General features: G+C 67.7%; 27 protein-coding genes. 21 read left to right on the plus strand and 6 right to left on the minus strand.

Features of this window, described 5'->3' with window-relative positions; genetic code table 11:
- Positions 1–12 precede the first annotated feature (12 nt).
- The 8 genes from ACSQ3Y_RS17430 to ACSQ3Y_RS17465 all read left to right on the plus strand — a co-directional run bounded on the left by ACSQ3Y_RS17430 (position 13) and on the right by ACSQ3Y_RS17465 (position 9,530).
- Positions 13–720, plus strand: a complete 708-nt coding sequence (locus tag ACSQ3Y_RS17430) for an SDR family oxidoreductase (RefSeq protein ID WP_436178244.1) — start codon at positions 13–15, stop codon at positions 718–720.
- A gap of 553 nt (positions 721–1,273) precedes the next feature.
- Positions 1,274–2,293 carry a D-xylose ABC transporter substrate-binding protein gene (gene xylF / locus ACSQ3Y_RS17435; protein WP_436178245.1) on the plus strand — a complete coding sequence of 340 codons (1,020 nt, stop codon included), beginning with the start codon at positions 1,274–1,276 and terminating at the stop codon, positions 2,291–2,293.
- A gap of 308 nt (positions 2,294–2,601) precedes the next feature.
- The gene (locus ACSQ3Y_RS17440) at positions 2,602–3,735 is read left to right on the plus strand and encodes a sugar ABC transporter permease (RefSeq protein WP_436180131.1); all 1,134 of its coding nucleotides are present in this window, start codon (positions 2,602–2,604) and stop codon (positions 3,733–3,735) included.
- Positions 3,732–4,496, plus strand: coding sequence for an ATP-binding cassette domain-containing protein (locus ACSQ3Y_RS17445; protein ID WP_436178246.1), 765 nt, complete (start codon positions 3,732–3,734; stop codon positions 4,494–4,496). The genes ACSQ3Y_RS17440 and ACSQ3Y_RS17445 overlap by 4 nt, the downstream gene beginning before the upstream one ends.
- A gap of 25 nt (positions 4,497–4,521) precedes the next feature.
- Positions 4,522–5,697, plus strand: a complete 1,176-nt coding sequence (locus ACSQ3Y_RS17450) for an ROK family protein (RefSeq protein ID WP_436178247.1) — start codon at positions 4,522–4,524, stop codon at positions 5,695–5,697.
- A gap of 16 nt (positions 5,698–5,713) precedes the next feature.
- Complete coding sequence (xylB, locus tag ACSQ3Y_RS17455) at positions 5,714–7,162, plus strand: xylulokinase (protein ID WP_436178248.1); 1,449 nt, start codon at positions 5,714–5,716, stop codon at positions 7,160–7,162.
- 20 nt (positions 7,163–7,182) lie between these two features.
- A complete protein-coding gene (gene xylA / locus ACSQ3Y_RS17460; protein WP_436178249.1) occupies positions 7,183–8,499 on the plus strand; it encodes a xylose isomerase in 1,317 nt (438 codons plus the stop codon).
- Between the two features lie 26 nt (positions 8,500–8,525).
- The gene (locus ACSQ3Y_RS17465) at positions 8,526–9,530 is read left to right on the plus strand and encodes a Gfo/Idh/MocA family protein (RefSeq protein ID WP_436178250.1); all 1,005 of its coding nucleotides are present in this window, start codon (positions 8,526–8,528) and stop codon (positions 9,528–9,530) included.
- A 161-nt stretch (positions 9,531–9,691) separates the two neighbouring features.
- Here the strand turns inward: ACSQ3Y_RS17465 and ACSQ3Y_RS17470 are convergent, their stop codons facing one another.
- The 5 genes from ACSQ3Y_RS17470 to ACSQ3Y_RS17490 form a co-directional block, all read right to left on the minus strand.
- Positions 9,692–10,684 carry a Bug family tripartite tricarboxylate transporter substrate binding protein gene (locus tag ACSQ3Y_RS17470; RefSeq protein ID WP_436178251.1) on the minus strand — a complete coding sequence of 331 codons (993 nt, stop codon included), beginning with the start codon at positions 10,682–10,684 and terminating at the stop codon, positions 9,692–9,694.
- 48 nt (positions 10,685–10,732) lie between these two features.
- Positions 10,733–11,503, minus strand: a complete 771-nt coding sequence (locus ACSQ3Y_RS17475) for an SDR family oxidoreductase (protein ID WP_436178252.1) — start codon at positions 11,501–11,503, stop codon at positions 10,733–10,735.
- A gap of 12 nt (positions 11,504–11,515) precedes the next feature.
- A complete protein-coding gene (locus ACSQ3Y_RS17480; RefSeq protein WP_436178253.1) occupies positions 11,516–12,226 on the minus strand; it encodes a fumarylacetoacetate hydrolase family protein in 711 nt (236 codons plus the stop codon).
- 6 nt (positions 12,227–12,232) lie between these two features.
- A complete protein-coding gene (locus ACSQ3Y_RS17485; RefSeq protein WP_436178254.1) occupies positions 12,233–13,219 on the minus strand; it encodes a Bug family tripartite tricarboxylate transporter substrate binding protein in 987 nt (328 codons plus the stop codon).
- Between the two features lie 64 nt (positions 13,220–13,283).
- Positions 13,284–14,240: a 2-hydroxyacid dehydrogenase gene (locus tag ACSQ3Y_RS17490; RefSeq protein ID WP_436178255.1), complete on the minus strand. Its 957-nt coding sequence runs from the start codon at positions 14,238–14,240 to the stop codon at positions 13,284–13,286.
- Between the two features lie 110 nt (positions 14,241–14,350).
- Here ACSQ3Y_RS17490 and ACSQ3Y_RS17495 point away from each other — a divergent pair, with 110 nt between their 5' ends.
- From ACSQ3Y_RS17495 to ACSQ3Y_RS17520, 6 genes are all read left to right on the plus strand, one after another.
- Complete coding sequence (locus tag ACSQ3Y_RS17495) at positions 14,351–15,514, plus strand: citrate/2-methylcitrate synthase (protein ID WP_436178256.1); 1,164 nt, start codon at positions 14,351–14,353, stop codon at positions 15,512–15,514.
- A gap of 143 nt (positions 15,515–15,657) precedes the next feature.
- Entirely contained in the window at positions 15,658–16,458 is an 801-nt protein-coding gene (locus ACSQ3Y_RS17500) for an MlaE family ABC transporter permease (RefSeq protein WP_436178257.1), read from the plus strand.
- A 19-nt stretch (positions 16,459–16,477) separates the two neighbouring features.
- The gene (locus ACSQ3Y_RS17505; protein ID WP_436178258.1) at positions 16,478–17,491 is read left to right on the plus strand and encodes an MlaD family protein; all 1,014 of its coding nucleotides are present in this window, start codon (positions 16,478–16,480) and stop codon (positions 17,489–17,491) included.
- Positions 17,488–18,174, plus strand: coding sequence for a hypothetical protein (locus ACSQ3Y_RS17510; RefSeq protein WP_436178259.1), 687 nt, complete (start codon positions 17,488–17,490; stop codon positions 18,172–18,174). The genes ACSQ3Y_RS17505 and ACSQ3Y_RS17510 overlap by 4 nt, the downstream gene beginning before the upstream one ends.
- A 73-nt stretch (positions 18,175–18,247) precedes the next feature.
- A complete protein-coding gene (locus ACSQ3Y_RS17515) occupies positions 18,248–18,523 on the plus strand; it encodes a hypothetical protein (RefSeq protein WP_436178260.1) in 276 nt (91 codons plus the stop codon).
- 67 nt (positions 18,524–18,590) lie between these two features.
- On the plus strand, positions 18,591–18,722 hold the full coding sequence (locus ACSQ3Y_RS17520; protein ID WP_255361109.1) for a hypothetical protein: 132 nt from the start codon (positions 18,591–18,593) through the stop codon (positions 18,720–18,722).
- Between the two features lie 81 nt (positions 18,723–18,803).
- Here ACSQ3Y_RS17520 and ACSQ3Y_RS17525 read toward each other — a convergent pair whose 3' ends face one another.
- Positions 18,804–20,090, minus strand: coding sequence for an arsenic transporter (locus tag ACSQ3Y_RS17525; RefSeq protein WP_436178261.1), 1,287 nt, complete (start codon positions 20,088–20,090; stop codon positions 18,804–18,806).
- 110 nt (positions 20,091–20,200) lie between these two features.
- Here ACSQ3Y_RS17525 and arsC point away from each other — a divergent pair, with 110 nt between their 5' ends.
- The 7 genes from arsC (at position 20,201) to ACSQ3Y_RS17560 (ending at position 24,130) form a co-directional block, all read left to right on the plus strand.
- On the plus strand, positions 20,201–20,632 hold the full coding sequence (arsC, locus tag ACSQ3Y_RS17530) for an arsenate reductase (glutaredoxin) (protein WP_436178262.1): 432 nt from the start codon (positions 20,201–20,203) through the stop codon (positions 20,630–20,632).
- Between the two features lie 47 nt (positions 20,633–20,679).
- Positions 20,680–21,057, plus strand: a complete 378-nt coding sequence (locus ACSQ3Y_RS17535) for an ArsR/SmtB family transcription factor (protein ID WP_436178263.1) — start codon at positions 20,680–20,682, stop codon at positions 21,055–21,057.
- 109 nt (positions 21,058–21,166) lie between these two features.
- Positions 21,167–21,661: an arsenate reductase ArsC gene (locus tag ACSQ3Y_RS17540; protein ID WP_436178264.1), complete on the plus strand. Its 495-nt coding sequence runs from the start codon at positions 21,167–21,169 to the stop codon at positions 21,659–21,661.
- Between the two features lie 43 nt (positions 21,662–21,704).
- Positions 21,705–22,199: an arsenate reductase ArsC gene (locus ACSQ3Y_RS17545; protein ID WP_436178265.1), complete on the plus strand. Its 495-nt coding sequence runs from the start codon at positions 21,705–21,707 to the stop codon at positions 22,197–22,199.
- Between the two features lie 32 nt (positions 22,200–22,231).
- Positions 22,232–22,945: an arsenical resistance protein ArsH gene (gene arsH / locus ACSQ3Y_RS17550; RefSeq protein ID WP_436178266.1), complete on the plus strand. Its 714-nt coding sequence runs from the start codon at positions 22,232–22,234 to the stop codon at positions 22,943–22,945.
- A gap of 99 nt (positions 22,946–23,044) precedes the next feature.
- Positions 23,045–23,566: a MarR family winged helix-turn-helix transcriptional regulator gene (locus tag ACSQ3Y_RS17555; RefSeq protein WP_436178267.1), complete on the plus strand. Its 522-nt coding sequence runs from the start codon at positions 23,045–23,047 to the stop codon at positions 23,564–23,566.
- 3 nt (positions 23,567–23,569) lie between these two features.
- Positions 23,570–24,130, plus strand: coding sequence for an arsinothricin resistance N-acetyltransferase ArsN1 family B (locus ACSQ3Y_RS17560; protein ID WP_057202932.1), 561 nt, complete (start codon positions 23,570–23,572; stop codon positions 24,128–24,130).
- Positions 24,131–24,139: the final 9 nt, after the last annotated feature.

The following is a 24,139-nucleotide window of genomic DNA, read 5'->3' on the forward strand; positions in this document are numbered from 1 at the left end:
CCCGGAGTTCCCATGAAAATCGAAAATGCCGTCGTCCTCATCACCGGTGCCAATCGCGGCATCGGCCTGGCCTTTGCCCGTGAGCTGCTTGCCCGCGGTGCGCGCAAGGTGTATGCCGGTGCGCGCGATCCTGCCAGCATCACCCCCCAGGCGGGCGTGCAGGCCCTGCGGCTGGACGTCAACCACCCGGGCGAGGTGGCTGCAGCCGCAGCGCTGGCGCAGGACGTCACCCTGGTCATCAACAACGCCGGCATCGCCCAGCCCGGGGGCTTTCTGGCGCCCGACAGCGAAGAGGTCTCGCGGCGCATCTTCGAAACCAACTTCTTCGGCGTGCTGCGCGTGAGCCAGGCCTTCGCTCCCATTCTTGCGGCCAACGGCGGCGGTGCCTTGCTCAATGTGCTGTCGGTCGCGTCCTGGGTCAATGGCGGCGAGCTGGCGGCCTACTCGGCCAGCAAATCGGCGGCCTGGTCGCTGACCAATGCCCTGCGCAACGAGCTGGCGGGGCATAAGACGCAGGTACTGGGCCTGCACATGGCCTATGTCGATACCGACCTCACGCGCGGCTTCGAGGTACCCAAGACCAGCCCCGAGCAGATCGTCAAGCGCGCGTTGAACGGCCTGGAATCGGGTCTGGACGAAGTGCTGGCCGATGAGCTCACCCAGCACGTCAAGATCGGGCTGACGGCGCCCCGGCCGAGCTACCTGCCGCAGGCGGCCTGAGCTGCCCCCAATCCAGTTGCGGCTCTGTGCGTGGCGCGGGTCTCCTGCGGCGCGAGGCGCATGTCCGACCGGTTCGGGATGCCGGACCGGCGTCGCCGGGTGCCATCCCGGCCAATCGGCCGTCCCGGTTGCCTTCGATGAAGAACCGGGCCGCAAGGCGGCCCTGGGCCACACCGGTTACCCAGCACCCGTGGTCCCCTGAACGGGTCGAAGTGCCAGCCCCACGTTCTCGACGGGTGCGACCACCGGTCTTTGATTCCCCTGGACGAACTTGCTGCGCCTGGGCAGGGCAACCCTGAACAGGCCTTGCCCTGGGCCACCCGTCCACTCCGTTTAAGTTCGTCGATCAAACTATGTCGGGTTTGTCCCAATGCATCGCACAAACTGCGGCTTCCATAATTTGTTCGTCGTCCGCACTAAATGACTTCATGTCCTGAAGAGGCTGCCTGGGCAGGCTGAGCGCACAGGTCCTGCGGGAGGGCAGGCGGCACGACAAGCATGAACGCCAGATTCAGCAACCAAGGCCCGCACGAGGCCAATCACGGAGACAAAGATGAAACTGAAGACAACATTGACGGCCCTGGCGCTTGGCTTGGCCAGCGCTGGCGCTTTTGCCCAGGTCGTGGGCGTGAGCTGGTCCAACTTCCAGGAAGAGCGCTGGAAGACCGACGAGAAGGCCATCAAGGACCAACTGGCCAAGTTGGGCGCAACCTACATCAGCGCGGATGCGGGCGGATCGCCGGAAAAGCAGCTCTCCGACGTGGATTCGCTGATCGCCAAAGGTGCCAAGGTGCTGATCGTGCTGGCGATGGACAAGGACGCGATCCTGCCGGCCGTCAACAAGGCAGCGCAGCAGAAGATCCCGGTGGTGGCGTATGACCGCCTGATCGAGGCGGCCGGTGTGTTCTACATCACCTTCGACAACGTCGAGGTGGGCCGCATGCAGGCGCGCGCGGTGTTCGAAGCCAAGCCCAAGGGCAATTACGTGATGGTCAAGGGCTCGCCCACCGACCCGAACGCCAACTTTCTGCGCGCCGGGCAGCAGGAAGTGATCGAGGCGGCCATCACCAAGGGCGACATCAAGATCGTTGGCGAGGAATACACCGAGGGCTGGAAGCCCGAGGTGGCGCAAAAGAACATGGAGCAGATCATCACCAAGACCGGCGGCAAGATCGACGCCGTGGTGGCCTCCAACGACGGCACCGCCGGTGGCGTGGTGGCGGCGCTGACGGCCAAGGGCATCAAGGGCATTCCGGTGTCGGGCCAGGACGGCGACCACGCCGCGCTCAACCGCGTGGCCCAGGGCTCGCAGACGGTGTCGGTCTGGAAGGATGCACGCGACCTGGGCCGCGATGCCGCATCGGCCGCTGTCTCCTTGGCCAAGGGCCAGAAGATTGCCGGCGCGCAGGCCTGGAACGGGGGTGAGAAGAAGGTGTCCTTGCAGGCGCAGTTCCTCAAGCCCGTGCCGATCACGGCAAAAAACCTGGACCTCGTGGTCAAGGCGGGCTGGATCAAGAAGAGCGACCTGTGCAAGGGTGTGGACGCCGCCAAGGGGCCTGAGGCGTGCAAATGACGGCGTTCTCTTCCTGACGATTGAAGGCTCCCGGACCGTGAGCCGCCCCTCGTGTCCTGTCCCGCAAATAAATGCCAATAAAACCGCGTCTTTCACGCCAGAGCCGCGTTGCAAATCCTCGCGATAGCTACGGCTATCGCTGCGGTTTGCGCCTTGCCCTGGCGCGAAATCCATCGGTTTTATTTTTGGCATCTATTTGCGGGACAGAACACTAGCTTGCGGTCCTTTTTTGTTTCTGGTGGAGTGCGCTTGTGAGTCCTGTTCCCAATGCCCTCAGGCAGTTGGCCATCGATTGGCGGCTGGTGCTGATGGGAGTGGTCCTGGTGGCCACGGCCATCGTGTTCAACATCCTCTCCGGCGGCCTGTTCCTGTCGCCCGAGAATCTCTACAACATTGCCCAGCAGACTGCGGTGGTCGGCATTGTGGCCACGGTGGTGGTGCTGGTTATCGTCGCACGCCACATCGATCTGTCGGTCGGCTCCGTCATGGGTTTTGTGGGCGTGCTGATCGCCACGCTGATGTACACCGCCGGCTGGCACTGGGTCGAGGCCTCCCTCGCCGGGCTGGCCGTCGCCATCGGCGTATCGCTTTACCAGGGTGCGCTCACGGCAATGCTGGGGGTGCCGTCTTTCGTGGTCACGCTGGGTGGGCTGATGTCGTTTCGCGGCGCGGCCTTTCTGGTGGCCGACGGCAAGACCCAACCGGTCAGCGACGCATTCTTTCAAAGGCTGGGCGGTGGTTTTGATGGCGCCATCGGCGTGCAGGCCAGCTGGTGGCTGGCGCTGGCTCTGGTCGTGGCCATGGGGGTCAAGACCTGGCTGCGGCGCCGGGCCAAGGCTGCGTATGGTGTGCCCAGTCCGCCGCTGTGGCTGGATTCCCTGGTGGCCGCCGTGCCAGCGTTGATTGCCGTGGCCTTTGTCGCCACGATGAACGCCTACCAGATCCCCACCAAAGACGCGCCCCAGGGCGTGCCGATCCCCGTGCTGATCTGGGGCGGCGTGGCCGTGGTGCTGTCGTTCATCGTGCGCCGCACACGTTTTGGCCGCTATGTGTTTGCCATGGGGGGCAACCCGGAGGCCGCCGCGCTGGTCGGTATTCCGGTGCGTCGCGTCACCCTGATGCTGTTTGCGCTGATGGGGGTTCTCATCACCATCGCGGCCATGGTCTCCATTGCACGGCTGAACGCGGGCACCAATTCACTGGGCACGGGCATGGAGCTGTTTGTGATCGCAGCGGCCGTGATCGGCGGCACGGCGCTCTCCGGCGGCAGTGGTTCCATTCTGGGATCGGTGCTGGGCGCGCTCATCATGCAAAGCATCGACAGCGGCCTGTTGTTGCTGGACATCTCGATTGGCCTGCGCTACGTGATCATCGGCCAGGTCCTGATTGCCGCCGTGGTGTTCGATGTGGTCTATCGCCGCATGACGGGAGACGCTGCATGAACGCGCCCCTGGTGGAAATGCGCCACATCGGCAAGTCGTTTGGCGGCGTGAAGGCGGTAAACGATGTCAGTCTGAACCTGCACCCGGGCGAGGTGGTCGCCTTGCTGGGGCACAACGGTGCAGGCAAGTCCACGCTGATGAAGATGCTGGCGGGCGCCTACCCGATCGACAGCGGAGAGGTGCTGGTGCAGGGGCAGAAATCCCACATCCGTACGCCCGTCGATGCCCAGCGCCTCGGCATCGAGTCGATCTACCAGACGCTGGCGCTGGCCGACAACCTGGACGCAGTGGCCAACCTGTTCCTGGGGCGTGAGCTGCTCACACCCTGGCGCACGCTGGACGACCACCGCATGGACGCCGAAGCGCGCAAGGTATTCGAGCGCCTGAACAAGAACTTTCGCAACGTGCGCACACCAGTGCGGCGCCTTTCGGGCGGCCAGCGCCAGGTGGTGGCGATATCGCGCGCCATCTACTTCAACGCGCGCATCCTGATCATGGACGAGCCCACCGCAGCGCTCGGTCCTGAGGAAACCGCGATGGTGGGCAACCTCGTGCGCCAGCTCAAGGCCGAGGGCGTGGGTATCTTCCTGATCACCCACGACATGCCCGACGTGTTCGGGCTCAGCGACCGCCTGGCGGTGATGAAGAACGGGCGCCTGGTGGGCACCTACCGCACGGCCGAGGTTACCGAGGACCAGGTTCTGGGCATGATCATCGCCGGCAAGCAACCCGAGGGAAAAGCGCAGGCCCACAGCCTTTGAAAACCGGCGCTCCGAAGACCACACCATGAAAACCACCGGCGACCAGCAACTTGTCAAACGGATCAACCGCAGCGTGCTCCTGCGGTTGCTGCGCCAGCGGGGCGGCCTCTCGCGCGCGCAACTGGCCAGCGAGAGCGGCCTGACCAAGTCGACCGTGAGCCTGCTGGTGCGCGAGTTGATCGAAGAGGGCTGGATCACCGAAACCAGCCTGGCGGCCGCACAGGGCCTTGGCCGCCCCTCCACACCCTTGCAGCTGGACGGCAGCCGCCGCGCCATGCTGGGCGTGGAGATCGGGGTCGAGTCGCTGCGCGTGGTGGGTGTGTCGCTCACGGGTGAGGTACTGTGGTCGGCCGAGGAGCCCCTGGCCGACCGCGAGCCTGGAGCGGTGTGCGGCCAAGTTGCGGCCCTGGCGGTGCGCGCGCATGGCGAACTGGCGGCCAGGCCGGTGCTGGTCTCTGGCATGGGCATCGGCGTGCCCGGCGCGTTCGACGAGGCCACCGGCACCATCCGCTTCGCGCCCAACCTGGGCTGGCGCGATGTGGCCTTCCAGCCGCTGATGGCACGCGCCCTGGCCGAGGCTGGCTGCCCGTCGGTGGCAATGCACGTGCAAAACGAAGCCGACACCGCCGCGCTCAGCGAATACGAGTTTGCCGGCGGTGAGGCGACGGATTCGCTGATCTTCGTGACCTGCGGCGTGGGCGTGGGCGCTGGCATCGTGCTCAACGACCGCCTGTTCACCGGGCTGCAGGGCATGGCTGGCGAAATCGGCCACAGCATTGTGCAGATCGACGGACCGGCGTGCTCCTGCGGACGCAAGGGGTGTGCCGAAACCTTTCTTGGCGCCCGCGCTCTGGAGCGGCAGGCCGAGCCAGCGCGCGGCGGCGTCTACCTGGGCGTGGTGCTGCAAAACCTGTGGACTACCTTCAACCCGGGCGCACTGGTCGTCGGTGGACCCTCCTGCGAGCGCTATCCCGACATCCTGCGCGTGGCCCGAGAAACGCTGCAGGGCTATGCGGCCAGCGCAGGCATGGCCGCGCCCAAGGTGCGTTCGGCCCGCTACGGGCTGCTGGCCTCGGCTGTCGGCGCGGCCGCACTGGTGCTGCACCACGAGCTTCGGCCCATGCATGCGCCTGCGGTCACCGCGCCACCGGACGAGCCCGAACACCGGCAGGGCGAAGCAGCGCCCCAGTTCCTTCACTGATTGATTGCAACAACCCATGTACATCGGCATCGACATTGGCACCTCCGAAGTCAAGGCCCTGCTGCTGGGGCCTGACCAGTGCGTGGTGGGCTCGGCGGGCGTGGCCCTCACGGTGTCGCGGCCCCATCCGGGCCACAGCGAGCAGGACCCCGCTGACTGGTGGGGCGCCACGCAGGCAGCCCTGGCCAGCCTGCAGGCGGCGCACCCGGGCGAGTATGCGGCGACGCAAGCCATCGGCCTCTCGGGCCAGATGCATGGCGCCGTGCTGCTGGATGCGCAAGACCGCGTATTGCGGCCCGCGATCCTCTGGAACGACACGCGCAGCGCCGCAGAGTGCAGCGAGATGATGCACGAGCTTGCCGCCCTGAGCGATCTGGGCGGCAGCCTCGCGATGCCGGGCTTCACCGCGCCCAAGCTGCGCTGGGTCGCGCGCCACGAGCCCGAGGTGTTCCGGCGCGTGGCCAAGGTGTTGCTGCCCAAGGACTATGTGCGCCTGATGCTGACAGGGGAACACGCCAGCGACATGTCGGACGCCAGCGGCACGCTCTGGCTTGATGTGCGGCGCCGTGACTGGTCCGACCCCCTTCTGGCGTTGACTGGCCTTTCGCGCCGGCACATGCCCCGGCTCGTTGAAGGCAGCGAGGTCAGCGGGCGGCTGCGGGCCGAGGTCGCGCAGTCGCTGGGCCTGCGGCCTGGCACCGTGGTGGCGGGTGGTGCGGGCGACAACGCGGCCAGCGCCGTGGGCATGGGCGCGGTGCAGCCAGGCCAGGGGTTCCTGTCGCTGGGCACCAGCGGTGTACTGTTCGTGGTCACGCCCACTTACCAGCCCAATGCCGCCAGCGCCACGCATGCGTTCTGCCATGCTGTGCCCGGCCGCTGGCACCAGATGAGTGTGATGCTCGCGGCGGCCAGCGCGCTGCAGTGGGTCGCGAAGCTGCTGGGTACGCCCCATGTTGCAGACGTGGCGGCACGCGCGGCGGCGCTGGATGCTGCGGGCCGAGAGGCCGCGCCACTGTTTCTGCCATACCTGAGCGGCGAGCGCACGCCCCACAACGACGCTGGTGTGCGGGGCAGCTTCCACGGCCTGGACTTCGATACCGATGCCGCGCGCCTTGGCTACGCGGTGATGGAAGGCGTGAGCTTTGGCTTGCGCGATGGCCTTGCCGCGTTGAACGCCGCCGGCAGCGAGGTCACGCGCCTGTCGCTGGTGGGCGGCGGCGCCCGCAGCGCCTTCTGGGCCCAGATGCTGGCCAGCGCGCTCGATGTGGAGATCGTCACCCACGGTGGTTCGGCCGTCGGCGGCGCCCTGGGCGCCGCCCGCCTGGGCGCCCTGAGCGCGGGGGCCCCGATGGCCTCCACCTGCCTGCCTCCCCCCGTGGACACCGTCTACCAGCCCGACCCGGGCGAGAGCGTGCTGCTGGCGCCTCGCTATGCCCTGTTCCGCAGCCTGTACCGCAGGCCCTGACGTCCTTAGCCGAGAAACCCATGAGCACCTACTTTTCCGACATTGCCCCCATCGCCTACGAGGGCCCTGAGTCTTCCAACCCGCTGGCCTTCAAGTGGTACGACAAAGACCGCCTGGTGCTGGGCAAGCGCATGGAGGAGCACCTGCGTTTTGCCGTCTGCTACTGGCACAGCTTCTGCTGGAACGGGTTTGACCCTTTCGGCTACGACGGCACCTTCGAGCGTCCTTGGCAGCGCACGGCCGACCCCATGGCCGCTGCGCGCATGAAGGCTGATGCGGCGTTTGACTTCTTTGTGCGCCTGGGCGCGCCTTACTACTGCTTTCACGACCGCGACGTGGCGCCCGAAGGCAGCACACCCCGCGAGAGCGTGAACCACCTGCACGAGATGGTCGATGTGCTTCAGGCCAAGCAGGCCGAGACCGGCATGAAGCTGCTGTGGGGCACGGCCAACCTGTTCAGCCACCGCCGCTTCATGTCCGGCGCCTCGACCAATCCCGACCCCGAAATCTTTGCCCTGGCCGCCCTGCAGGTGAAAGAGGCGATGGACGCGACGCTCAAGCTCGGCGGGGAGAACTATGTGCTGTGGGGTGGCCGCGAGGGCTATGAGACCCTGCTCAACACCCGCGTGGGCCATGAACTGGACCAGATGGGCCGCTTTTTGAACATGGTGGTGGAGTACAAGCACAAGATCGGCTTCAAGGGCACGATCCTGATCGAGCCCAAGCCGCGCGAACCCTCCAAGCACCAGTACGACTTTGACACCGCCACGGTCTATGGCTTCCTGGCCCGTTATGGGCTGGACAAGGAGATCAAGGTCAACATCGAAGCCAACCACGCCACGCTGTCGGGCCACAGCTTCGAGCACGAGATCGCCACCGCCATCGATCTGGGCATCTTCGGCTCGCTCGACATGAACCGCGGCGACATGCAGTGCGGCTGGGACACCGACCAGTTTCCCAACAACATCCCCGAGACGGCCCTGGCCCTGTACCTGATCCTTCAGGCCGGCGGTTTCACCACGGGGGGCCTGAACTTCGACGCCAAGGTGCGGCGCCAGTCGCTGGATGCCGAGGACATGTTCCACGGCCACATCGGCGGCATGGATGTCTCGGCCCGGGCGCTGCTGATTGCCGAGAAAATGGTCACCGACGGGCGCCTGGCCCGCCATGTCGATGCCCGCTACGCCGGCTGGGGTGATGCGTTTGGCCAGGACCTACTGGCCGGCCGGCTGGGGCTGGACGAGGTGGCAGCCCGTGCGCTGCAGCGCAACCAGGACACGCGGCCGGTTTCCGGGCGGCAGGAGCTGCTCGAGAATCTGCTCAACAGCTATCTTTGACCCGCCGTTGTGAACGGGGAGTGTCCATGAAACCCGTGGTGTGGGGTGTTCTGAGTACCGCCAGGATCGGCATCCAGCATGTGATTCCCGCCATGCGCGCCAGCCCGCTGGTCGAGCTGCGCGCAATCGCTTCGCGCTCCCTGTCCGCTGCCGAGGGGGCTGCACGGTCGCTGGACATTGCCCAGGCCTACGGGAGCTACGAAGAACTGCTGGCCGACCCGGCCATCGAGGCGATCTACAACCCCCTGCCCAACCACCTGCATGTGCCGCTGACCCTGCAGGCGGCGGCCGCTGGCAAGCATGTGCTGTGCGAGAAGCCGGTGGCGCTCAGCGCGGCACAGGCCGAGTTGCTCAGGGCCGCCAGTCGCCGCGTGCACATCGAGGAGGCCTTCATGGTGCGCCACCACCCGCAGTGGCTGCGCGCCCGCGAACTGGTGCGCGCGGGGCGCATTGGCACGCCCCAGGCGGTACAGGTGTTCTTCTCGTACTTCAACGACGATCCGGGCAACATCCGCAACCAGCCCGGCATCGGCGGTGGGGCGCTGTTCGACATTGGTTGCTATGCGGTTCTGGCGGGACGCTATCTGTTCGAGTGCGAGCCTTTGCGCGCCGTTTCGCTGGTAGACCGCGACCCGCAACTGGGGACCGACCGGCTCACCAGCGCACTGCTGGATTTTGGCTCCGGCAGGCAGGCGGCATTCACGGTCTCGACGCAGAGCGCCCGGTTTCAAAGGGTGCAGGTAGTGGGCACGCGCGGGCGCATCGAACTGTTCATCCCCTTCAATGCGGTGCGGGGCGGCGAGATGCGCTTGGCGGTGGACGACGGCGGTCAGCTCGATGGCAGCGGCATCACCGTCGAAACCCTGCCGGCCTGCGACCAGTACCGGCTGCAGGTAGAGGCTTTTTCCCGCCGGGTACGCGGCGCAGCGGGGCCGCAGGCCGATGGTGTTGATGACGCGGTGGCCCAGGCGCGGGTGATGGATGCCCTGTGGCTGTCCGAGCGCACGGGGCGCTGGGAGCCGGTGGACTAGCATGCGCCACAGAGGGCGCATCGGCTGCAGCGCCCAATAGGCCGGTGTTGTCAGGTTTTACCTCTGACCTGCGGGGGACTACCCTGCGTTTATCGGTACTACGGAGTGTCCCGTCCCCTGCGCAAATGCCCGATGGACCGCGCGGGCCACCGGCACTCCGGTTACTCCGGCTGAATCCCGGCCTCCTTGACCACCTTGCCCCACTTGAGCAGGTCCGACTTGATCAGCGCCGCATACTCCTGCGGCGTGCCGCCCTGGATCTCGATGCCCGCGGCCTCGAGCTTGGCGCGCACGTCGGGCAGCTTGAGGGCCGCGTTGATCTCGGCGTTGAGCCGGGCGACGATGGCCTTGGGTGTGCCGGCAGGCGCCAGGAAGCCGCCGTTGGTGTTGGCGTCGTAGCCCTTGAGGCCTTGTTCCTCGGCCGTGGGCACATCGGGCAGGGCGGCGGTGCGCTTGCGCGTGGAAACCGCGATGGCGCGCACGTTGCCGCCCTTGACCTGGGCCTGGATGGCGCTGATGGTGTCGATGTACAGCGCAGTGCGCCCGGCCAGCAGATCCGGGTGCGCGGCCGACGAGCCCTTGTAGGGCACCAGCAGCATCTGGGCGCCGCTGGCCATGCGGAACATCTCGGCCGCCATCTCCTGCGCGCTGCCCCGGCCGGACGTGGCGATCTTGGCCTGCTCGGGATTGGCCTTCATCCAGGCGATGAACTCGGGCAGCGTCTTCGCCGGGATCTGCGGGTACATGGCAAACACCAGCGGCACCTCGTGCGTGTAGACGATGGGCTCGAAGCTCTTTTCCGGGTCCCAGCCCAGGTTCTTGAACAAATACTTGTTGATGTTGTGGCTGCCGCCCACGATGCCGATGGTGTAGCCGTCGGGTGGCGCCTTGGCCAGTACGTCGGTGCCCAGGTTGTTCGAGGCGCCGGGCCGGTTGTCGACGATGACCGCCTGGCCCAGGGACGTGGCCAGCTTGTCGCCGACCACGCGGGCAATGGTGTCGATGGCCCCGCCGGGCGGTGCGGGCACGATGATCTTGATGGCGCGCGTGGGGTAGGCAGCAGCCTGGGCCGATGCCAGCTGTGGTGCGGCTGCCAGCAGGGCCAGCACCGCCGTATGGGCCAGCCCCTTGAGTCTTGTGGATGTGGTGTGCATGGTGTTTGTCTCCGTTGTGGTCTTGTGGAATCGGGTCGTCGCCAGGCCTCAGCCGCGCCCGACGAAAGGCATGGCGCTGGCCATGAGGGTCATGTTCAGCACGTTGGCCGACAGCGGCAGCGCGGCGATGTGGCGCACCGCATCGGCCACGTGGGTGGCGTCCATCATGGGCTCGGGCGCCACCGTGCCGTTGGCTTGCAGCACGCCCCGGGTCATGCGCTCGGACAGTTCGGTCAGCGCATTGCCGATGTCGATCTGGCTGGCCACGATGCCGAAGGCGCGGCCATCGAGCGCCAGCGCCTTGGTCAGGCCCGTGACGGCGTGCTTGCTCAGCGTGTAGGGGGCCGTGAAGGGGCGCGGCGTGTGCGCCGAGATCGAGCCGTTGTTGATGATGCGCCCGCCCTGTGGCGCTTGGCGGCGCATGAGCCCGAAGGCCGCGCGGGCGCACAGGAACACGCCGCCCACGTTGGTGTTGAGCACGCTCAGCCACTTCTCCAGCGGCAGCTCGTCCATGGGCACGGCCGGGGCGTTCACCCCGGCGTTGTTGAACAGCAGGTCCAGCCGGCCAAAGCGCTGCTCGATGGCGTCGAACAGGGCCTGCACGCTGGCCGGGTTGCTCACGTCGGTGGGCACGGCCAGGGCCGTCTGGCCACGCGCTGCGGCTTCGTCCGCCAGGGCCTGCAGCGGCTCGGGGCGTCGGCCTGCCAGCACCACGGTCCAGCCGTCGCCCAGCAGGCCAAGCGCGGTGGTGCGGCCGATGCCGCTGCCCGCCCCGGTGACCAGGGCGATGCGAGGGGGTGAAAGGGTGTTCTTGCTCAAGGTCTGTCTCCGTCAAATGGGGGAAATCGCCGATGGGCCTGCGCCTACCGCCATGGAAAGTTCTCCGATGCCCTGCACGCCCGCGCGTACCACATCGCCCGGCTGCAGCGGGCCCACCCCGGCGGGGGTGCCGGTGTAGACCAGGTCCCCCGGCGCGAGCGCGACCGAGCGCGACAGCATGGCCACCAGCTCCGGCACCGTCCACAGCAGGCCGGACAGGTCCGCCCGCTGGCGCTCCTGGCCATTCACCGTGAGCCAGATGGCGCCTTGGCGGGGGTGGCCACACACCGCAACGGGCACGATGGGCGTGCAGGGGGCGGATTGGTCGAAGGCCTTGGCGGGCTCCCAGGGGCCACCCGCCTGCTTGGCCTGCTGCTGCAGGTCGCGCCGTGTCATGTCCAAACCGGCGGCATAGCCCCAGATGTGCTGTGCCTCCACGCGTTCCGGGGCAATGTCGCGGCCGCCCCGGCCAATGGCCACCACCAGTTCGATCTCGTGGCAGAAGTCGCGGGTTTGCGCAGGGTAGGGCAGCACGCCCTGTGCGGGTACCACGGCGCTGGCGGGCTTCATGAACCAGGCGGGCATCTGCACGGGCCGGGGTTCATCGGGCGCCCAGCGGTAGTTGCGGCCGATGCAGAACACCCGGCCCACGGGGAACAGGGAGCTGCTGCCCGCCACCGGCAGGGCGGTGGCGGCGGGTGGAGGGAACGCGAAGTCCAGCATGGCAGCTCACTCGATGGTGATCTTGCGGCTGCGGATGATCTGCGCGTAGCGCGCCCTGTCGGCCGCGATCAGCTTGCCGAACTCCTGCGGCGAGGTGGCGCGCGGCACGCCGCCCAGGCCGGCAAAGCGGGCTCTCACGGCTTCGTCCGCGAGCACGGCACGCACATCGGCCGAGATCCTGTCCACCACCTCGTGCGGCGTGCCCGCAGGGGCCAGCAGGCCGATCCACGAGATGGCATTGAAGCCCGGCAGCGCGCCTTCACCCAGCGTGGGCACCTCGGGCAACGCGGGCAGGCGCTTGTCGCCGGTGACGGCCAGGGCGCGCAGCTTGCCGGCCTTGATGTGGCCCGATGCCTCCAGCGCCGTCATGAAGGAGAGTTGCACATGCCCTGCCAGCAGGTCGGCAATCGCAGGACCGCCGCCACGGTAGGGCACATGCAGGATGAAGCTGCCCGTCTGGTCCTTGAACATCTCGGCCGCCAGGTGCGGCGCGCCGCCGGCACCCGAGCTGCTGTAGCTGAGCTTGCCCGGCTGCGCCTTGGCCAGGGCGATGAACTCGGCCGGCGTCTTCGCTGCCACCGAGGGGTTGACCATCATCGCCAGCGGCAACTCGGCCACCAGCGAGATGGGGGCGAAGGCTTTGTCCGCGTCGTACGGCAGTTTGGCGTACAGCGAGGGGTTGATGGCCTGCGTGCCGATGTTGCCCAGGAGCAGGGTGTAGCCGTCGGCCCTGGACTTGGCCACGTAGTCGGCCCCGATCTGCCCGGCCGCGCCGCCCTTGTTCTCCACCACCACGGGCTGGCCCCAGCGCCGGGCGAGTTGCTCGGCGATGACACGGCCCCCGGTGTCGGTGCCGCCCCCGGGCGGGAAGGGCACGACCAGGGTCACCGGGCGGTTGGGATAGGCCTGTGCAAAGGCGGCGGGTGCCGCCAGGGCCGTGGTGCCAAGGGCGATGGCCAGGGTGAAGGCGAAGCGTCGTCGTGTGGACGTCATGGTGGTGTCTGTCTCCGTTGTGTTTTTTGGGGAAGGGGAAGCGGCGGGGGCCGCCCGGCTCAGTTCATGTGGTCAGGCTCATCGCCGGCCGCTCGCCCGCCAGCGCCTGGGCCACGCTGTCCAGCACCATCTGGCCCATGGCCGCACGCGTCTCCCAGGTGGCGCTGGCGCGGTGGGCCTGCAGCACGGTGCGCTCGCTCTGGCGCAGCGCCAGGGGCACGCGCGGCTCGTCCACGAACACATCCAGCCCTGCGCCGGCGATCTGGCCCGCACTGATGGCTGCCGCGAGGTGGGCCTCGTTGACCAGGCGGCCACGCGCTACGTTGACCAGGTAGCCCTGCGCGCCCAGCGCATCGAGCACGGCCGCATCGACGATGCCCTCGGCGCTGTCGGCTGCAGCGCACAGCACCAGTGCGTCGGACCCGCGCGCCAGGTCCAGCAGGGTGGGCACGAAACGGTGCGCCACATCGCTCATGGCGCGCAGATCGGTGTATGCGATGGGGCAGCCGAAGGCGGCGGCCCGGGTGGCCACGGCGCGGCCCACCCGCCCCATGCCGACGATGCCCACGCGCATGCCGGAAAAGCGCCGCGCCAGCGGGATGGCGCCGGGCTGCGGGAACTGTTCCCACTGGCCGTCGCGCACGAAGCGGTCGCCGCTGCAGATGTTGCGGCAGGCGGCGATCAGGAGGCCGATGGCCAGGTCGGCCACGTCCTCGGTCAGCGCCCCCAGCGTGGCGGTGACGGGCAGGGCGCGGCCACGGCAGTAGGCCAGGTCCACCGCGTCGGTGCCCACGCCGTTGACGGCCACCACCTTGAGGGCTGGCAACTGCTCCAGCATGGCGCGCGAGATGCCCGTGTGCCCGCCGGTGATCACCGCGCCGATGCCGGCACCGTGCGCGCGCAGCCAGGCCGCGCCATCGGCCATCTCGAAGTATCTGTGCACCGTGTACAGCGAGGCGAGCGCGTCGTTCACCGACGGGATCAGGATGGGGTTGAGTTGCAGAACCTGGGGCTTTGTCATGTCGGTATGCGGAAACACGTTGGAATGGAAGGCATCGTAGTTTTGTGTTGATGCTGTGGTCAATCTTGACGTGTAAAATCAATGTATAGACCTCAACGACGACCACCACCATGGCTTCCTGGATTTCGATGACCGAGGCCTGCCAGCTCCTCGGTGTGCAACCGCAGACCATCTATGCCTATGTGAGCCGGGGCAAGCTCGAGGTCATGCCCGACCCGGCCGACACGCGCAAGAGCCTGTACCGCGCCGAGGACCTGAGCGGCCTGGCCCGGCGCAAGAAGGCCGGTAGCAAGCGCGAGACGCTGGCCACCAACACGCTGTTCGGGGCCGAGCCCAGCATCCCCACCGCGCTGTCGGCCTTCTTCCGCGAGCGCCCGCACTACCGGGGTGAAGACGCCATCGTGCTGGCGCGCACCGCCACGCTCGAAGATGCGGCGCAGCTGCTGTGGGCGGCCGAGCAGGCGGTGGATTTCGCCTGCGATGCGCCGGCCGGCACCGCGGCACCGGGGCGGGGCGCCGCGTTCACGGTGCTCGCCGGGCTGGCCGCCACGGGGCACTCCACCAGCGGGCGGCTCACGCGCGTGCTGCATGCCGAAGGCCAGGCCCTGGTGGGCCAACTGGCCAATGCCTTCGGCGCCCAGCCCGGCAAGGGCCCGCTGCACCTGCGCTTTGCCAAGGGCTGGAAGCAGCGCGCCCCGGTGGCCGAGCTGCTGCGCACGGCGCTGGTGCTGCTGGCCGACCATGAGCTCACGAGCTCGGCCTTTGCCACGCGCATCGCGGCGTCCACCGGCGCCTCGCTGCCGGCCTGCGTGCTGGCGGGGCTGAGCACGCTGTCGGGGCCGCTGCACGGCGATGCCTCGGGCCGGGTGCAGGCGCTGTTCAGCGAGGTGGAGCGGCTGGGCGAAGACAAGGTGCTGGCCCACTACCTTTCCACCGGCCTGCCGTTGGCGGGCTTCGGCCACCACATCTACCCCGATGGCGACCCGCGCGCGGCGGCCCTGCTCGCGATGTTCGAGCCGCCCGAGGTGATTGCGCGCTTCATCCACAAGGCGACCGAGCTGACCGGCCTGCAGCCCAACATCGACGTGGCCCTGGCCGCCCTGGTCGCGCACCACCGCCTGCCTGCCGACGCGGCGTTTGCCCTGTTCGCCACCGCGCGCAGCGTAGGGCTGTTGGCCCACAGCCTGGAGCAGCGCGGCGTGGCGCAGGTGATCCGCCCGCGCGGGCGTTATGTGGGGCGCATGCCGGTAGTGCCGCAGAACGCCCGCAAATAGGCAGGGTGTGAGCGCATGTATCGTCTGCTATGCAATGCATAGCTGCATCTCCATGCAGCATAAGCCGTGGCCGCTGCAAATGCCCGATGCATTCAGCGGGCCTTCCGCTTGGGAACGCGTGCCCCGGCGGCTATGATCAATTCATGATCAATCGCCTGCCCGGCCTGTCCCTGCCCGAGCGTGCCTGGAGCACGGTACGCCGCTGGGCCGTGGCGTGGTGGCGCATCCTGTACCTGGGGGCGGTGGTGCTGGTGCTGGTGTTGTCGCCGTCGAGCTACGGGCGCGCCACGCGCCGGTCTCTGGCGCGCCACCTGTACCTGGACACGGCGCCCGTGCTGCTGGGCTTTACCGTGCTGGCGGCCTTGCTCAGCCTGGTGCTCACGCGCATCGTGGTGGTCACGGCGCTCAGCTATGGCCTGTCGCGTTATGCCATGGAGATGGTGATCCGCGTGCTGGTGCTGGAGCTGATTCCGCTCACGGCCGCACTCTTCGTGGCCATGCGCGCCACCATCCCCAACGGCACGCAACTGGCCTTGCTGCGCCAGTCGGGCCGCTTCGACGAACTGCGCGCGCGCGGTTCGGACCCGGTGCGCGTCGAGCTGCTGCCGCGCGTGGTGGCCGGGGTGTTCGCCAGCATCACGCTGGCCGCGCTCAGCTGCGTGGTGGCGCTGGTCATGGGCTACCTGGGCGTGTATGGCTTCAACCTGGCCGAGGCGGGGGGTTACACGCGCATGTTCGGGCGCGTGTTCACCCCCAGCGTGACCACCTTGTTCGCGCTCAAAACGCTGTTCTTCAGCCTCACCGTGGCACTGATCCCCATGGCCGCAGGTCTGTACGACGCCGAGGGCCGGGACCAGCCCGATTCGGAGCTCGGCGGCCTGGCGCGCATGTTCGCCGTGCTGCTGCTGATCGAAGTGGCCTCGCTGATGGGCAACTACTACTAACCGATAACAACAACACCCCATGACCGACCGCACACCACCTCCCGCGCCGCCGCCGCCGACCGAAGGCTCCACGCAGGAGACGCTGCGCCCCGTGGCCTACCTGGAGATCAAGGCCGCGGCGCTGCTGATGTTCACGCTGGCGCTGATCGTCGGCTCAGGCCTGTTCCTCATGTATGCGCGCGGCGTGTTCGAGCCCACGCAGATCCTGGTGCTCACGGCCGACGATTCCGAGGGTGTGGTGGTGGGCATGGACATGACGTTCTCGGGCTTTCCCATCGGGCGGGTGCGCCGCATCGAGCTGGCCAACGAGGGCAATGCCCGCATCACCATCGAGGTGCCGAGCAAGGACGCGCACTGGCTGCGCAGCTCCAGCGTGTTCACCCTGGTGCGCGGCATCGTGGGCGGCACCAACATCCGCGCCTACAGCGGCATCCTCACCGACCCGCCGCTGGAGAATGGCGCCGTGCGCCCGGTGCTGCGCGGCGATGCCACGGCCGAGATCCCGCAGCTCATGGCCTCGGCGCGCGAGCTGCTGGGCAACCTGAACAACCTGACCGCGCAAGACGCCGCCCTGGGCAGCACCCTCTCCAACGTGCAGCAACTGACCGAGCGCCTGAACGGCCCAGGCGGTGTGCTCGGCGCCCTCATGGGCAGCGAGAGCGACGCGAAGAAGCTCGTGACCACGCTGGACCGCACCAACACCCTGCTGGCGCGCCTGGATACCCTGGCCGCGCGCGCCGACCGCCAGGTCTTCGGCGCCGACGGCAACAGCAAGGATGCGCTGGTGCCCGAACTGCGTGCCGCCGTCGGCCAGGTCAACGACCTGCTGGCCGACACGCGCACCAGCCTCAAGAAGGTGGACGCCGTGCTGGTCGAGGCCCAGGCCGTGGGCGCCAATGCCCGCGAAGCCACCAACGACCTGGGTGCCCTGCGCGCCGAGGTGGAAAGCAACCTGCGCAAGATCGACAGCCTGGTCACCGAGATCAACCGCAAATGGCCGTTTGCACGCGACCGGGAGATCAAGCTGCCATGACCCACAAGACCATACCCATCGTGCGAAGTTTATTTGCCGCTGCCCTGGTCGGCAGCTTGCTTGCCGGCTGCGCGAACAAGCCGCCCGAGCCCGAATGGGAGATGAACGCCCAGGGCTCGTCGCAGAAGGCGCTCGACGCCTACCTCTCGGGCAACGCCCGCGTCGAAAGACTCGAATGGGAGCGTGCCCGCGCCGAGGTGGCCCGCACCGGCCGCCCGGACCTGCTGGCCCGGCTGGAGTTGCTGCGCTGCGCCGCCCAGGTGGCCAGCCTGGTGGTGGAGCCCTGCACTGCCTTCGAGGCGCTGCGCCAGGATGCTGCCGCACCCGAGCGCGCCTATGCCGACCACCTGGCGGGCAAACCGCTGGCCGCGCCCGACGTGGCGCTGCTGCCCCCGGCCCAGCGAGCCGTGGCAACACTGGGATCGGGCGGCGCCGCGCTGGCCGCCATCGAAGACCCGCTCTCGCGCCTGGTGGCCGCCGGTGTGCTGCTGCAGGCCGGCCGGGCCGACCCGGCCGTCATCGCCACGGCAACCGATACCGCATCCGCCCAGGGCTGGCGCCGCCCGCTCATGGCCTGGCTGCTGCTGCAGGTGCAGCGCGCCGAGGCGGCGGGGGACAAGGACGCGGCGGAGCGCCTGCGCCGGCGCGTGGCGGTGGTGGAGCAGGCGGGCGGCAGCAAGTAGCAGGCTGCCGGCAGGGCGACAGGGCCAAACCCTTCGGTTTGGCCGGGACGCACGGCTGGGGTACATTGCAGCCGTGCGAAGATTCCTTGCCATCTGCTTGCTGTTGCTGGGCAGTGCTTTCCTCACCCAGACGGTGTCGGCCAGCATGTCGGGCTACGAGCATTGCTGCATTGCCGACTGTGGCACTGCCGATGCCTGCGGCATGGCCGGCTGCCAGCCTTGCGGCACGCCGTTGATGGTCGCCCCGGACGCTCCATGGCTCGGGGTTTCACGGGCCTCGATGCACACCATCGGGGCTGGTCGGCAGTGGGTGTCCTGGGAGGCCCCGGTGTGGAGGCCGCCCGATTGAGGTCTGGATGATTTCTGGTTTACCGTTTTCTATCCAATCCATTCATTTCTCAATCAGGAATTTCCCAATGAAAAAACAATTCTTCAAATTCGGCGTGGCCGCTGTCTTGCTGTCGATGGCCGGCATGGCCATGGCCCAGTCGGGCTGCTGCTCGGAACTGGCCGAATGCTGCCTGGAAATGCTGGGCTGCTGCGATTGATCGGCTGAACCCGGCTGATTGACGGCGGGCCGGTACCCCTCTGGGTGCCGGCCCGTTTTCACTTGTGCCTTTGCCGCCGTGCTACCGCAGCGACAGCCGCAGCGCCAGCGCCGCCAGGGTGACCAGCAGCACGGGAACGGTGATCACCGCCCCCACGCGAAAATAGTAGCCCCAGCCGATGCGGATGCCCTTGCGCGCCAACACATGCAGCCACAACAGCGTGGCCAGCGAGCCAATGGGGGTGATCTTGGGCCCCAGGTCGCTGCCGATGACGTTGGCGTAAATCATGGCCTCCTTCACCACCCCGGTGGCGGCGGATGCGTCGATGGACAGCGCGCCCACCAGCACTGTGGGCATGTTGTTCATGAGTGACGAGAGCAACGCCGTCAGCACCCCCGTGCCCAGTGCCGCACCCCAGATGCCGTAGCCGGCAAAGGCGTTGAGCCACTGGCTGAGGTACGCCGTCAGCCCCTGGTTGCGCAGCCCGTAGACCACCAGGTACATGCCCAGCGAGAAGACGACGATCTGCCACGGCGCCTCGCGCAGCACCTTCCTTGTGCTGATCACGTGGCCCCGGCCCGCCACGGCCAGCAGCAGTGCGGCGCCTGCGGCGGCGGTGGCGCTGACCGGCACACCCAGCGGTTCCAGCCCGAAAAATCCGATCAGCAGCCAGGCCAGCACCACCCAACCGGTGCGGAAGGTCGCCAGGTCGCGGATGGCGGCCGATGGGGGCTTGAGCTGCCCCGGGTCGTACGCAGCCGGAATCTCCTTGCGAAAGTACAGCAGCAACACCCCCAACGAGGCCGCCACCGAGGCGAGGTTCACCGGCACCATGACCGAAGCGTATTCTCGGAACCCGATGCGAAAGAAGTCGGCCGAGACGATGTTCACCAGGTTGGACACCACCAGCGGCAGGCTGGCCGCATCGGCAATGAAGCCCGCCGCCATCACGAAGGCCAGGGTGGCACCGGGGCTGAAACCCAGGGCCACGAGCATGGCGATCACGATGGGGGTCAGTATCAGTGCCGCGCCGTCGTTGGCGAACACCGCCGCCACGGCGGCGCCCAGCAGCACGATGAGCGCAAACAGCATGCGGCCACTGCCGCGCCCCCAGCGCGCCACGTGCAGGGCCGCCCACTCGAAGAAGCCCGCCTCGTCGAGCAGCAGGCTGACGATGATGATGGCGATGAAGGCGGCCGTGGCGTTCCACACGATCTGCCAGACCACCGCGATGTCGGACACCTGCACGACCCCGGTGAGCAGCGCCACGGCGGCACCGGCGCTGGCGCTCCAGCCGATGCCCAGCCCGCGCGGCTGCCAGATGACCAGCGCGATGGTGGCCACAAATATCGACAGAGCCACAAGCATCTGTTTTCTCTTTTCAAAAGGGGGAGGGGGGGAGGGGGTCGCAAGCATCTGCGGGTGCAGGGAGTTTGCGATTGATTGAATATTTCAATAATAGTTGTATTATTGATGCCATGCAAGCCTCCACCGACCACACCATCTTCCACAACCCGGCCTGTGCAACGTCCCGCAACGTGCTCGCGATGATCCGCCACGCCGGCATCGAGCCCACCGTCGTCGAATACCTCAAGACGCCGCCCAGCCGCGAAAAGCTCAGCGAACTGATCGCCGCCATGGGCATGCCCGTGCGCGCGCTGCTGCGGCAAAAGGGCACGCCGTACGACGAACTGGGCTTGCAAGACCCTGCGCTGTCTGATGGGCACCTGCTCGACGCCATGCTCGCCCACCCGATCCTCATCAACCGGCCCATCGTCGTGGCGCCCGCCGGCACCCGGCTGTGCCGCCCCTCCGAGACGGTGCTGGACCTGCTGCCCGCGCTGCTCGGCCCCTTCGCCAAGGAAGACGGCGAGTTGGTCATCGACGCGCAGGGCCGCCGGGTCGCTTGATTCCCTGGGCCTATGCCGCCATCCAACCGCTCTTGTATAGTCAGTCCGTGCAAAAAACCGCCGCCACCGCCGTCTTCGAATCGCTGTCCTCCCCGGTGCGGCTCGACGTGTTCCGCCTGCTCGTGCGGCAGGGGCCCGGCGGCATGGTGGCCGGCGAGATATCGGCGGCGCTGGACGTGCCGCCCACCAACCTGTCCTTTCACCTCAAGGGCATGACGCACGCCTCACTGCTCACCGTGGAGCAGGAGGGCCGCTACCAGCGCTACCGGGCCAACCTGGCGCTGATGGCGGAGCTGATCGGCTACCTGACCGAAGAGTGCTGCGCGGGCAACCCTGAACTGTGCGCCGAGCTGCCCGTCAAGGCCGGCTGCGCGCCAGCTTCGGCGGTGGGCAAGAAGCGCCCCAAGGCCACTGCAGCGGCGTGACAGGCCGATCCATTGCCTGTCTTTCCATGGTCATTATTTCAATATTTAATGAAATGTTGAAGTTAACCGTTCAACCAGCCGTCGTCATCACTTCCTGGAGTCTTTCCCCATGACCGAAAAAACCTACAACGTGCTCTTCATCTGCACGCAGAACTCTGCCCGTTCCATCCTGGCCGAGGCCTTGCTCAACCATTTCGGAGGAGGGCGCTTTCGGGGGCACTCGGCTGGCAGCTTTCCCAGCGGCACCGTCAACCCGCTGGCCCTGGCCACGCTGGAGCGGCTGCATGTGCCCGCCACCGGCGCGCGCAGCAAGAACTGGGACGAGTTTGCCCAGGCCAGCGCGCCCGAAATGGACTTCGTGTTCACCGTCTGCGACAACGCCGCCGGCGAGGTCTGCCCCATCTGGCCGGGCCAGCCCATGAGCGCGCACTGGGGCGTGCCCGACCCATCGGCCGCCGAGGGCACGCCCGAAGCGGTGGACAAGGCCTTCCGCGACACGGCGCTGATCCTCAAGCGGCGCATCGAGCTGCTACTGGCGCTGCCCCTGGAGAAGCTCGATGCCCTGGCGATCAAGCGCCAGATCCAGGACATCGGGCAGGCGTGAACCCCACCCGGGCTCCCTCACTTTTTCATTCCTTTCCACGACCATGACCACCCACATCCTCATCCTGTGCACGCACAACTCCGCGCGCAGCGTGCTGGCCGAAGGCATGCTCAACCACCTGGCCAAGGTCCGCGGCCTGGACGTGCAGGCCCACAGCGCCGGCAGCGCACCCAGCGGCCGCATCAACCCCTTGGCACTCGAAGCGCTGGCCAGCGCGGGCGTCAAGACGGACGCCTTTCGCAGCAAGAGCTGGGACGAGTTCACCGCCGCCGATGCGCCGGTGACGCGCATCGTCATCACCGTCTGCGACAGCGCGGCCAGCGAGGTCTGCCCGTACTGGCCGGGCACCCCCATCCAGATGCACTGGGGCTACCCCGATCCCTCCAATGCCCAGGGCGGCGACGAGGCCAAACGCCAGGCCTTCGAGATCACCCGCCAGGCCATCGGCTACCGCATGCTGCAATTGCTGGAGCTGCCCCTGGCCGACCTGAGCGACGCCGACCTGCAGACCCAGCTGAACCGAATCGCACACAGCTGAGCAACCACCATTACCGCACCACGGCCTGCCCCATGCTTTATGACCTGCCCCACATCGACGCGCAACTGCTGCAGGTGCCCGACGCCGCGCGTTTGTCCGCACCGCTGGCGTCCACCCATCCCGCGCGCATCCTCATGCTCTACGGCTCCCTGCGCGAGCGCTCGTTCAGCCGCCTGGCCACCGAGGAGGGCGCGCGCATCCTCACGGCGCTGGGCGCCGAGGTGAAGATCTTCAGCCCCGAGGGCCTGCCCCTGGCCGACGGCGCCCCGGACACGCACCCCAAGGTGGTGGAATTGCGCGCGCTGGCCGCCTGGTCCGAGGGCATGGTCTGGTGCTCGCCCGAACGCCATGGCGCCATGACCGGCATCCTCAAGACCCAGATCGACTGGATCCCGCTGGCCCAGGGGGCCGTGCGTCCCACACAGGGCAAGACCCTGGCGGTGATGCAGGTGTGCGGCGGCTCGCAGTCGTTCAACGCGGTCAACCAGATGCGCGTGCTCGGCCGCTGGATGCGCATGCTCACGATCCCCAACCAGTCCTCGGTGGCCAAGGCCTTCCAGGAGTTCGGCGACGACAACCGCATGAAGCCCTCGGCCTACTACGACCGCATCGTGGACGTGATGGAAGAACTCATGAAGTTCACCCTGCTCACGCGCGACGTGTCGCCGTACCTGGTGGACCGCTACAGCGAGCGCAAGGAGTCGGGTGAGGCGCTGATGCGCCGGGTGAACCAGGCATCGATCTGAGCCCTGTCCCGCAAGGGTCCGGCTCGCCCATGAAGTTGCTATTGACAACTAACTGTGCGGTGCTTAACCTGTTGCCATTTAGTTGCTGTACACACCCAAATGACCGCTGCCGATTCCGGAGCCCTGCTGCGCGAAGTGGCCCGCATGTACACCCGCGCCCAGCGCGTGGTGGCCGAGTGCAGCCACACCACCAACACGCAGTGCCACCTGCTGACCGAGCTGGGGCGCTCGGGCCCGTTGCCGTTGTCCGAACTGGGCGCGCGCGTGAGCCTGGAAAAGAGCTGGGTCTCGCGCGCGGTGGAGGCCATGGCCGCGCGCGGCCTGGTGACCAAGGAGCCCAACCCGGCGGATGCCCGCAGCTGGCTGGTCACGCTCACCGCCGAGGGGGAGGGCAGGGTCCGCGAACTGAACAGCACCCTGGACGCCCACGCGGCGCAGTTGCTCGGGTGCCTGAGCGAGCGCGACCGCGCCGCCGTCGAGACGTCGCTGCAGTTGCTCATGAAGGCGCTGCGGCAAGACCAGGCCGTGCCTTGCTGCACCTTGCCGCGCCCGCCCAAGGACGCGGACCTTGCTGCTGAACAGCGCCGTGCTCTTTCTTCACCCCGTACCACCAGACGCTGACCCATGACCATCCGCATCGCCACCCCCGCCGACGCTGAAGCCATTGCCGCAATCTACGCGCCCATCGTGCAGCACACCAGCATCTCGTTCGAGCTGGAGGTGCCCACCGTGGAGCAGATGCGCGAGCGCATGGCCCAGACCCTGCAGACCTTGCCCTGGCTGGTCAGCGAAGACGCGCAGGGCCGGGTCAACGGCTATGTGTACGCCAGCAGGCACCGCGAGCGCTTGGCCTACCAGTGGTCCGTGGACACCACGGCCTACATCCGCGAGGACGCGCGGGGGCAGGGCATCGGCAAGAAGCTGTATGGCGAGCTCAAGCGCATCCTGGTCGGCCTCGGCTACTGCCAGGCATTTGCCGGCATTGCCTTGCCCAACCAGGCCAGCGTGGCGCTGCACGAGTCCGTGGGCTTCGAGGCGCTGGGCGTGTACCGCCAGGTCGGCTTCAAGCACGGGCAGTGGCACGACGTGGGCTGGTGGCAGTGCAGCCTGCAGTCGCCGGCGCAGCCCGCCGTCCCGCAGAAGTTCGATGCCCTGGCGTACCACACCGACGCGTTCCAGGCCTGACCACGAAAA

Origin of the sequence: Acidovorax sp. LjRoot66, from assembly GCF_964253305.1 — a bacterium.
Lineage (GTDB): Bacteria > Pseudomonadota > Gammaproteobacteria > Burkholderiales > Burkholderiaceae_C > Acidovorax.

Bases quoted from the DNA above. Each gene is read 5' to 3' on its own strand.
- ACSQ3Y_RS17430 (WP_436178244.1), top strand. From the start codon at position 13: ATGAAAATCGAAAATGCCGTCGTCCTCATCACCGGTGCCAATCGCGGC.
- xylF (WP_436178245.1), top strand. From the start codon at position 1,274: ATGAAACTGAAGACAACATTGACGGCCCTGGCGCTTGGCTTGGCCAGC.
- ACSQ3Y_RS17440 (WP_436180131.1), top strand. From the start codon at position 2,602: ATGGGAGTGGTCCTGGTGGCCACGGCCATCGTGTTCAACATCCTCTCC.
- ACSQ3Y_RS17445 (WP_436178246.1), top strand. From the start codon at position 3,732: ATGAACGCGCCCCTGGTGGAAATGCGCCACATCGGCAAGTCGTTTGGC.
- ACSQ3Y_RS17450 (WP_436178247.1), top strand. From the start codon at position 4,522: ATGAAAACCACCGGCGACCAGCAACTTGTCAAACGGATCAACCGCAGC.
- xylB (WP_436178248.1), top strand. From the start codon at position 5,714: ATGTACATCGGCATCGACATTGGCACCTCCGAAGTCAAGGCCCTGCTG.
- xylA (WP_436178249.1), top strand. From the start codon at position 7,183: ATGAGCACCTACTTTTCCGACATTGCCCCCATCGCCTACGAGGGCCCT.
- ACSQ3Y_RS17465 (WP_436178250.1), top strand. From the start codon at position 8,526: ATGAAACCCGTGGTGTGGGGTGTTCTGAGTACCGCCAGGATCGGCATC.
- ACSQ3Y_RS17470 (WP_436178251.1), bottom strand. From the start codon at position 10,684: ATGCACACCACATCCACAAGACTCAAGGGGCTGGCCCATACGGCGGTG.
- ACSQ3Y_RS17480 (WP_436178253.1), bottom strand. From the start codon at position 12,226: ATGCTGGACTTCGCGTTCCCTCCACCCGCCGCCACCGCCCTGCCGGTG.
- ACSQ3Y_RS17485 (WP_436178254.1), bottom strand. From the start codon at position 13,219: ATGACGTCCACACGACGACGCTTCGCCTTCACCCTGGCCATCGCCCTT.
- ACSQ3Y_RS17490 (WP_436178255.1), bottom strand. From the start codon at position 14,240: ATGACAAAGCCCCAGGTTCTGCAACTCAACCCCATCCTGATCCCGTCG.
- ACSQ3Y_RS17495 (WP_436178256.1), top strand. From the start codon at position 14,351: ATGGCTTCCTGGATTTCGATGACCGAGGCCTGCCAGCTCCTCGGTGTG.
- ACSQ3Y_RS17500 (WP_436178257.1), top strand. From the start codon at position 15,658: ATGATCAATCGCCTGCCCGGCCTGTCCCTGCCCGAGCGTGCCTGGAGC.
- ACSQ3Y_RS17505 (WP_436178258.1), top strand. From the start codon at position 16,478: ATGACCGACCGCACACCACCTCCCGCGCCGCCGCCGCCGACCGAAGGC.
- ACSQ3Y_RS17510 (WP_436178259.1), top strand. From the start codon at position 17,488: ATGACCCACAAGACCATACCCATCGTGCGAAGTTTATTTGCCGCTGCC.
- ACSQ3Y_RS17520 (WP_255361109.1), top strand. From the start codon at position 18,591: ATGAAAAAACAATTCTTCAAATTCGGCGTGGCCGCTGTCTTGCTGTCG.
- ACSQ3Y_RS17525 (WP_436178261.1), bottom strand. From the start codon at position 20,090: ATGCTTGTGGCTCTGTCGATATTTGTGGCCACCATCGCGCTGGTCATC.
- arsC (WP_436178262.1), top strand. From the start codon at position 20,201: ATGCAAGCCTCCACCGACCACACCATCTTCCACAACCCGGCCTGTGCA.
- ACSQ3Y_RS17540 (WP_436178264.1), top strand. From the start codon at position 21,167: ATGACCGAAAAAACCTACAACGTGCTCTTCATCTGCACGCAGAACTCT.
- ACSQ3Y_RS17545 (WP_436178265.1), top strand. From the start codon at position 21,705: ATGACCACCCACATCCTCATCCTGTGCACGCACAACTCCGCGCGCAGC.
- arsH (WP_436178266.1), top strand. From the start codon at position 22,232: ATGCTTTATGACCTGCCCCACATCGACGCGCAACTGCTGCAGGTGCCC.
- ACSQ3Y_RS17555 (WP_436178267.1), top strand. From the start codon at position 23,045: ATGACCGCTGCCGATTCCGGAGCCCTGCTGCGCGAAGTGGCCCGCATG.
- ACSQ3Y_RS17560 (WP_057202932.1), top strand. From the start codon at position 23,570: ATGACCATCCGCATCGCCACCCCCGCCGACGCTGAAGCCATTGCCGCA.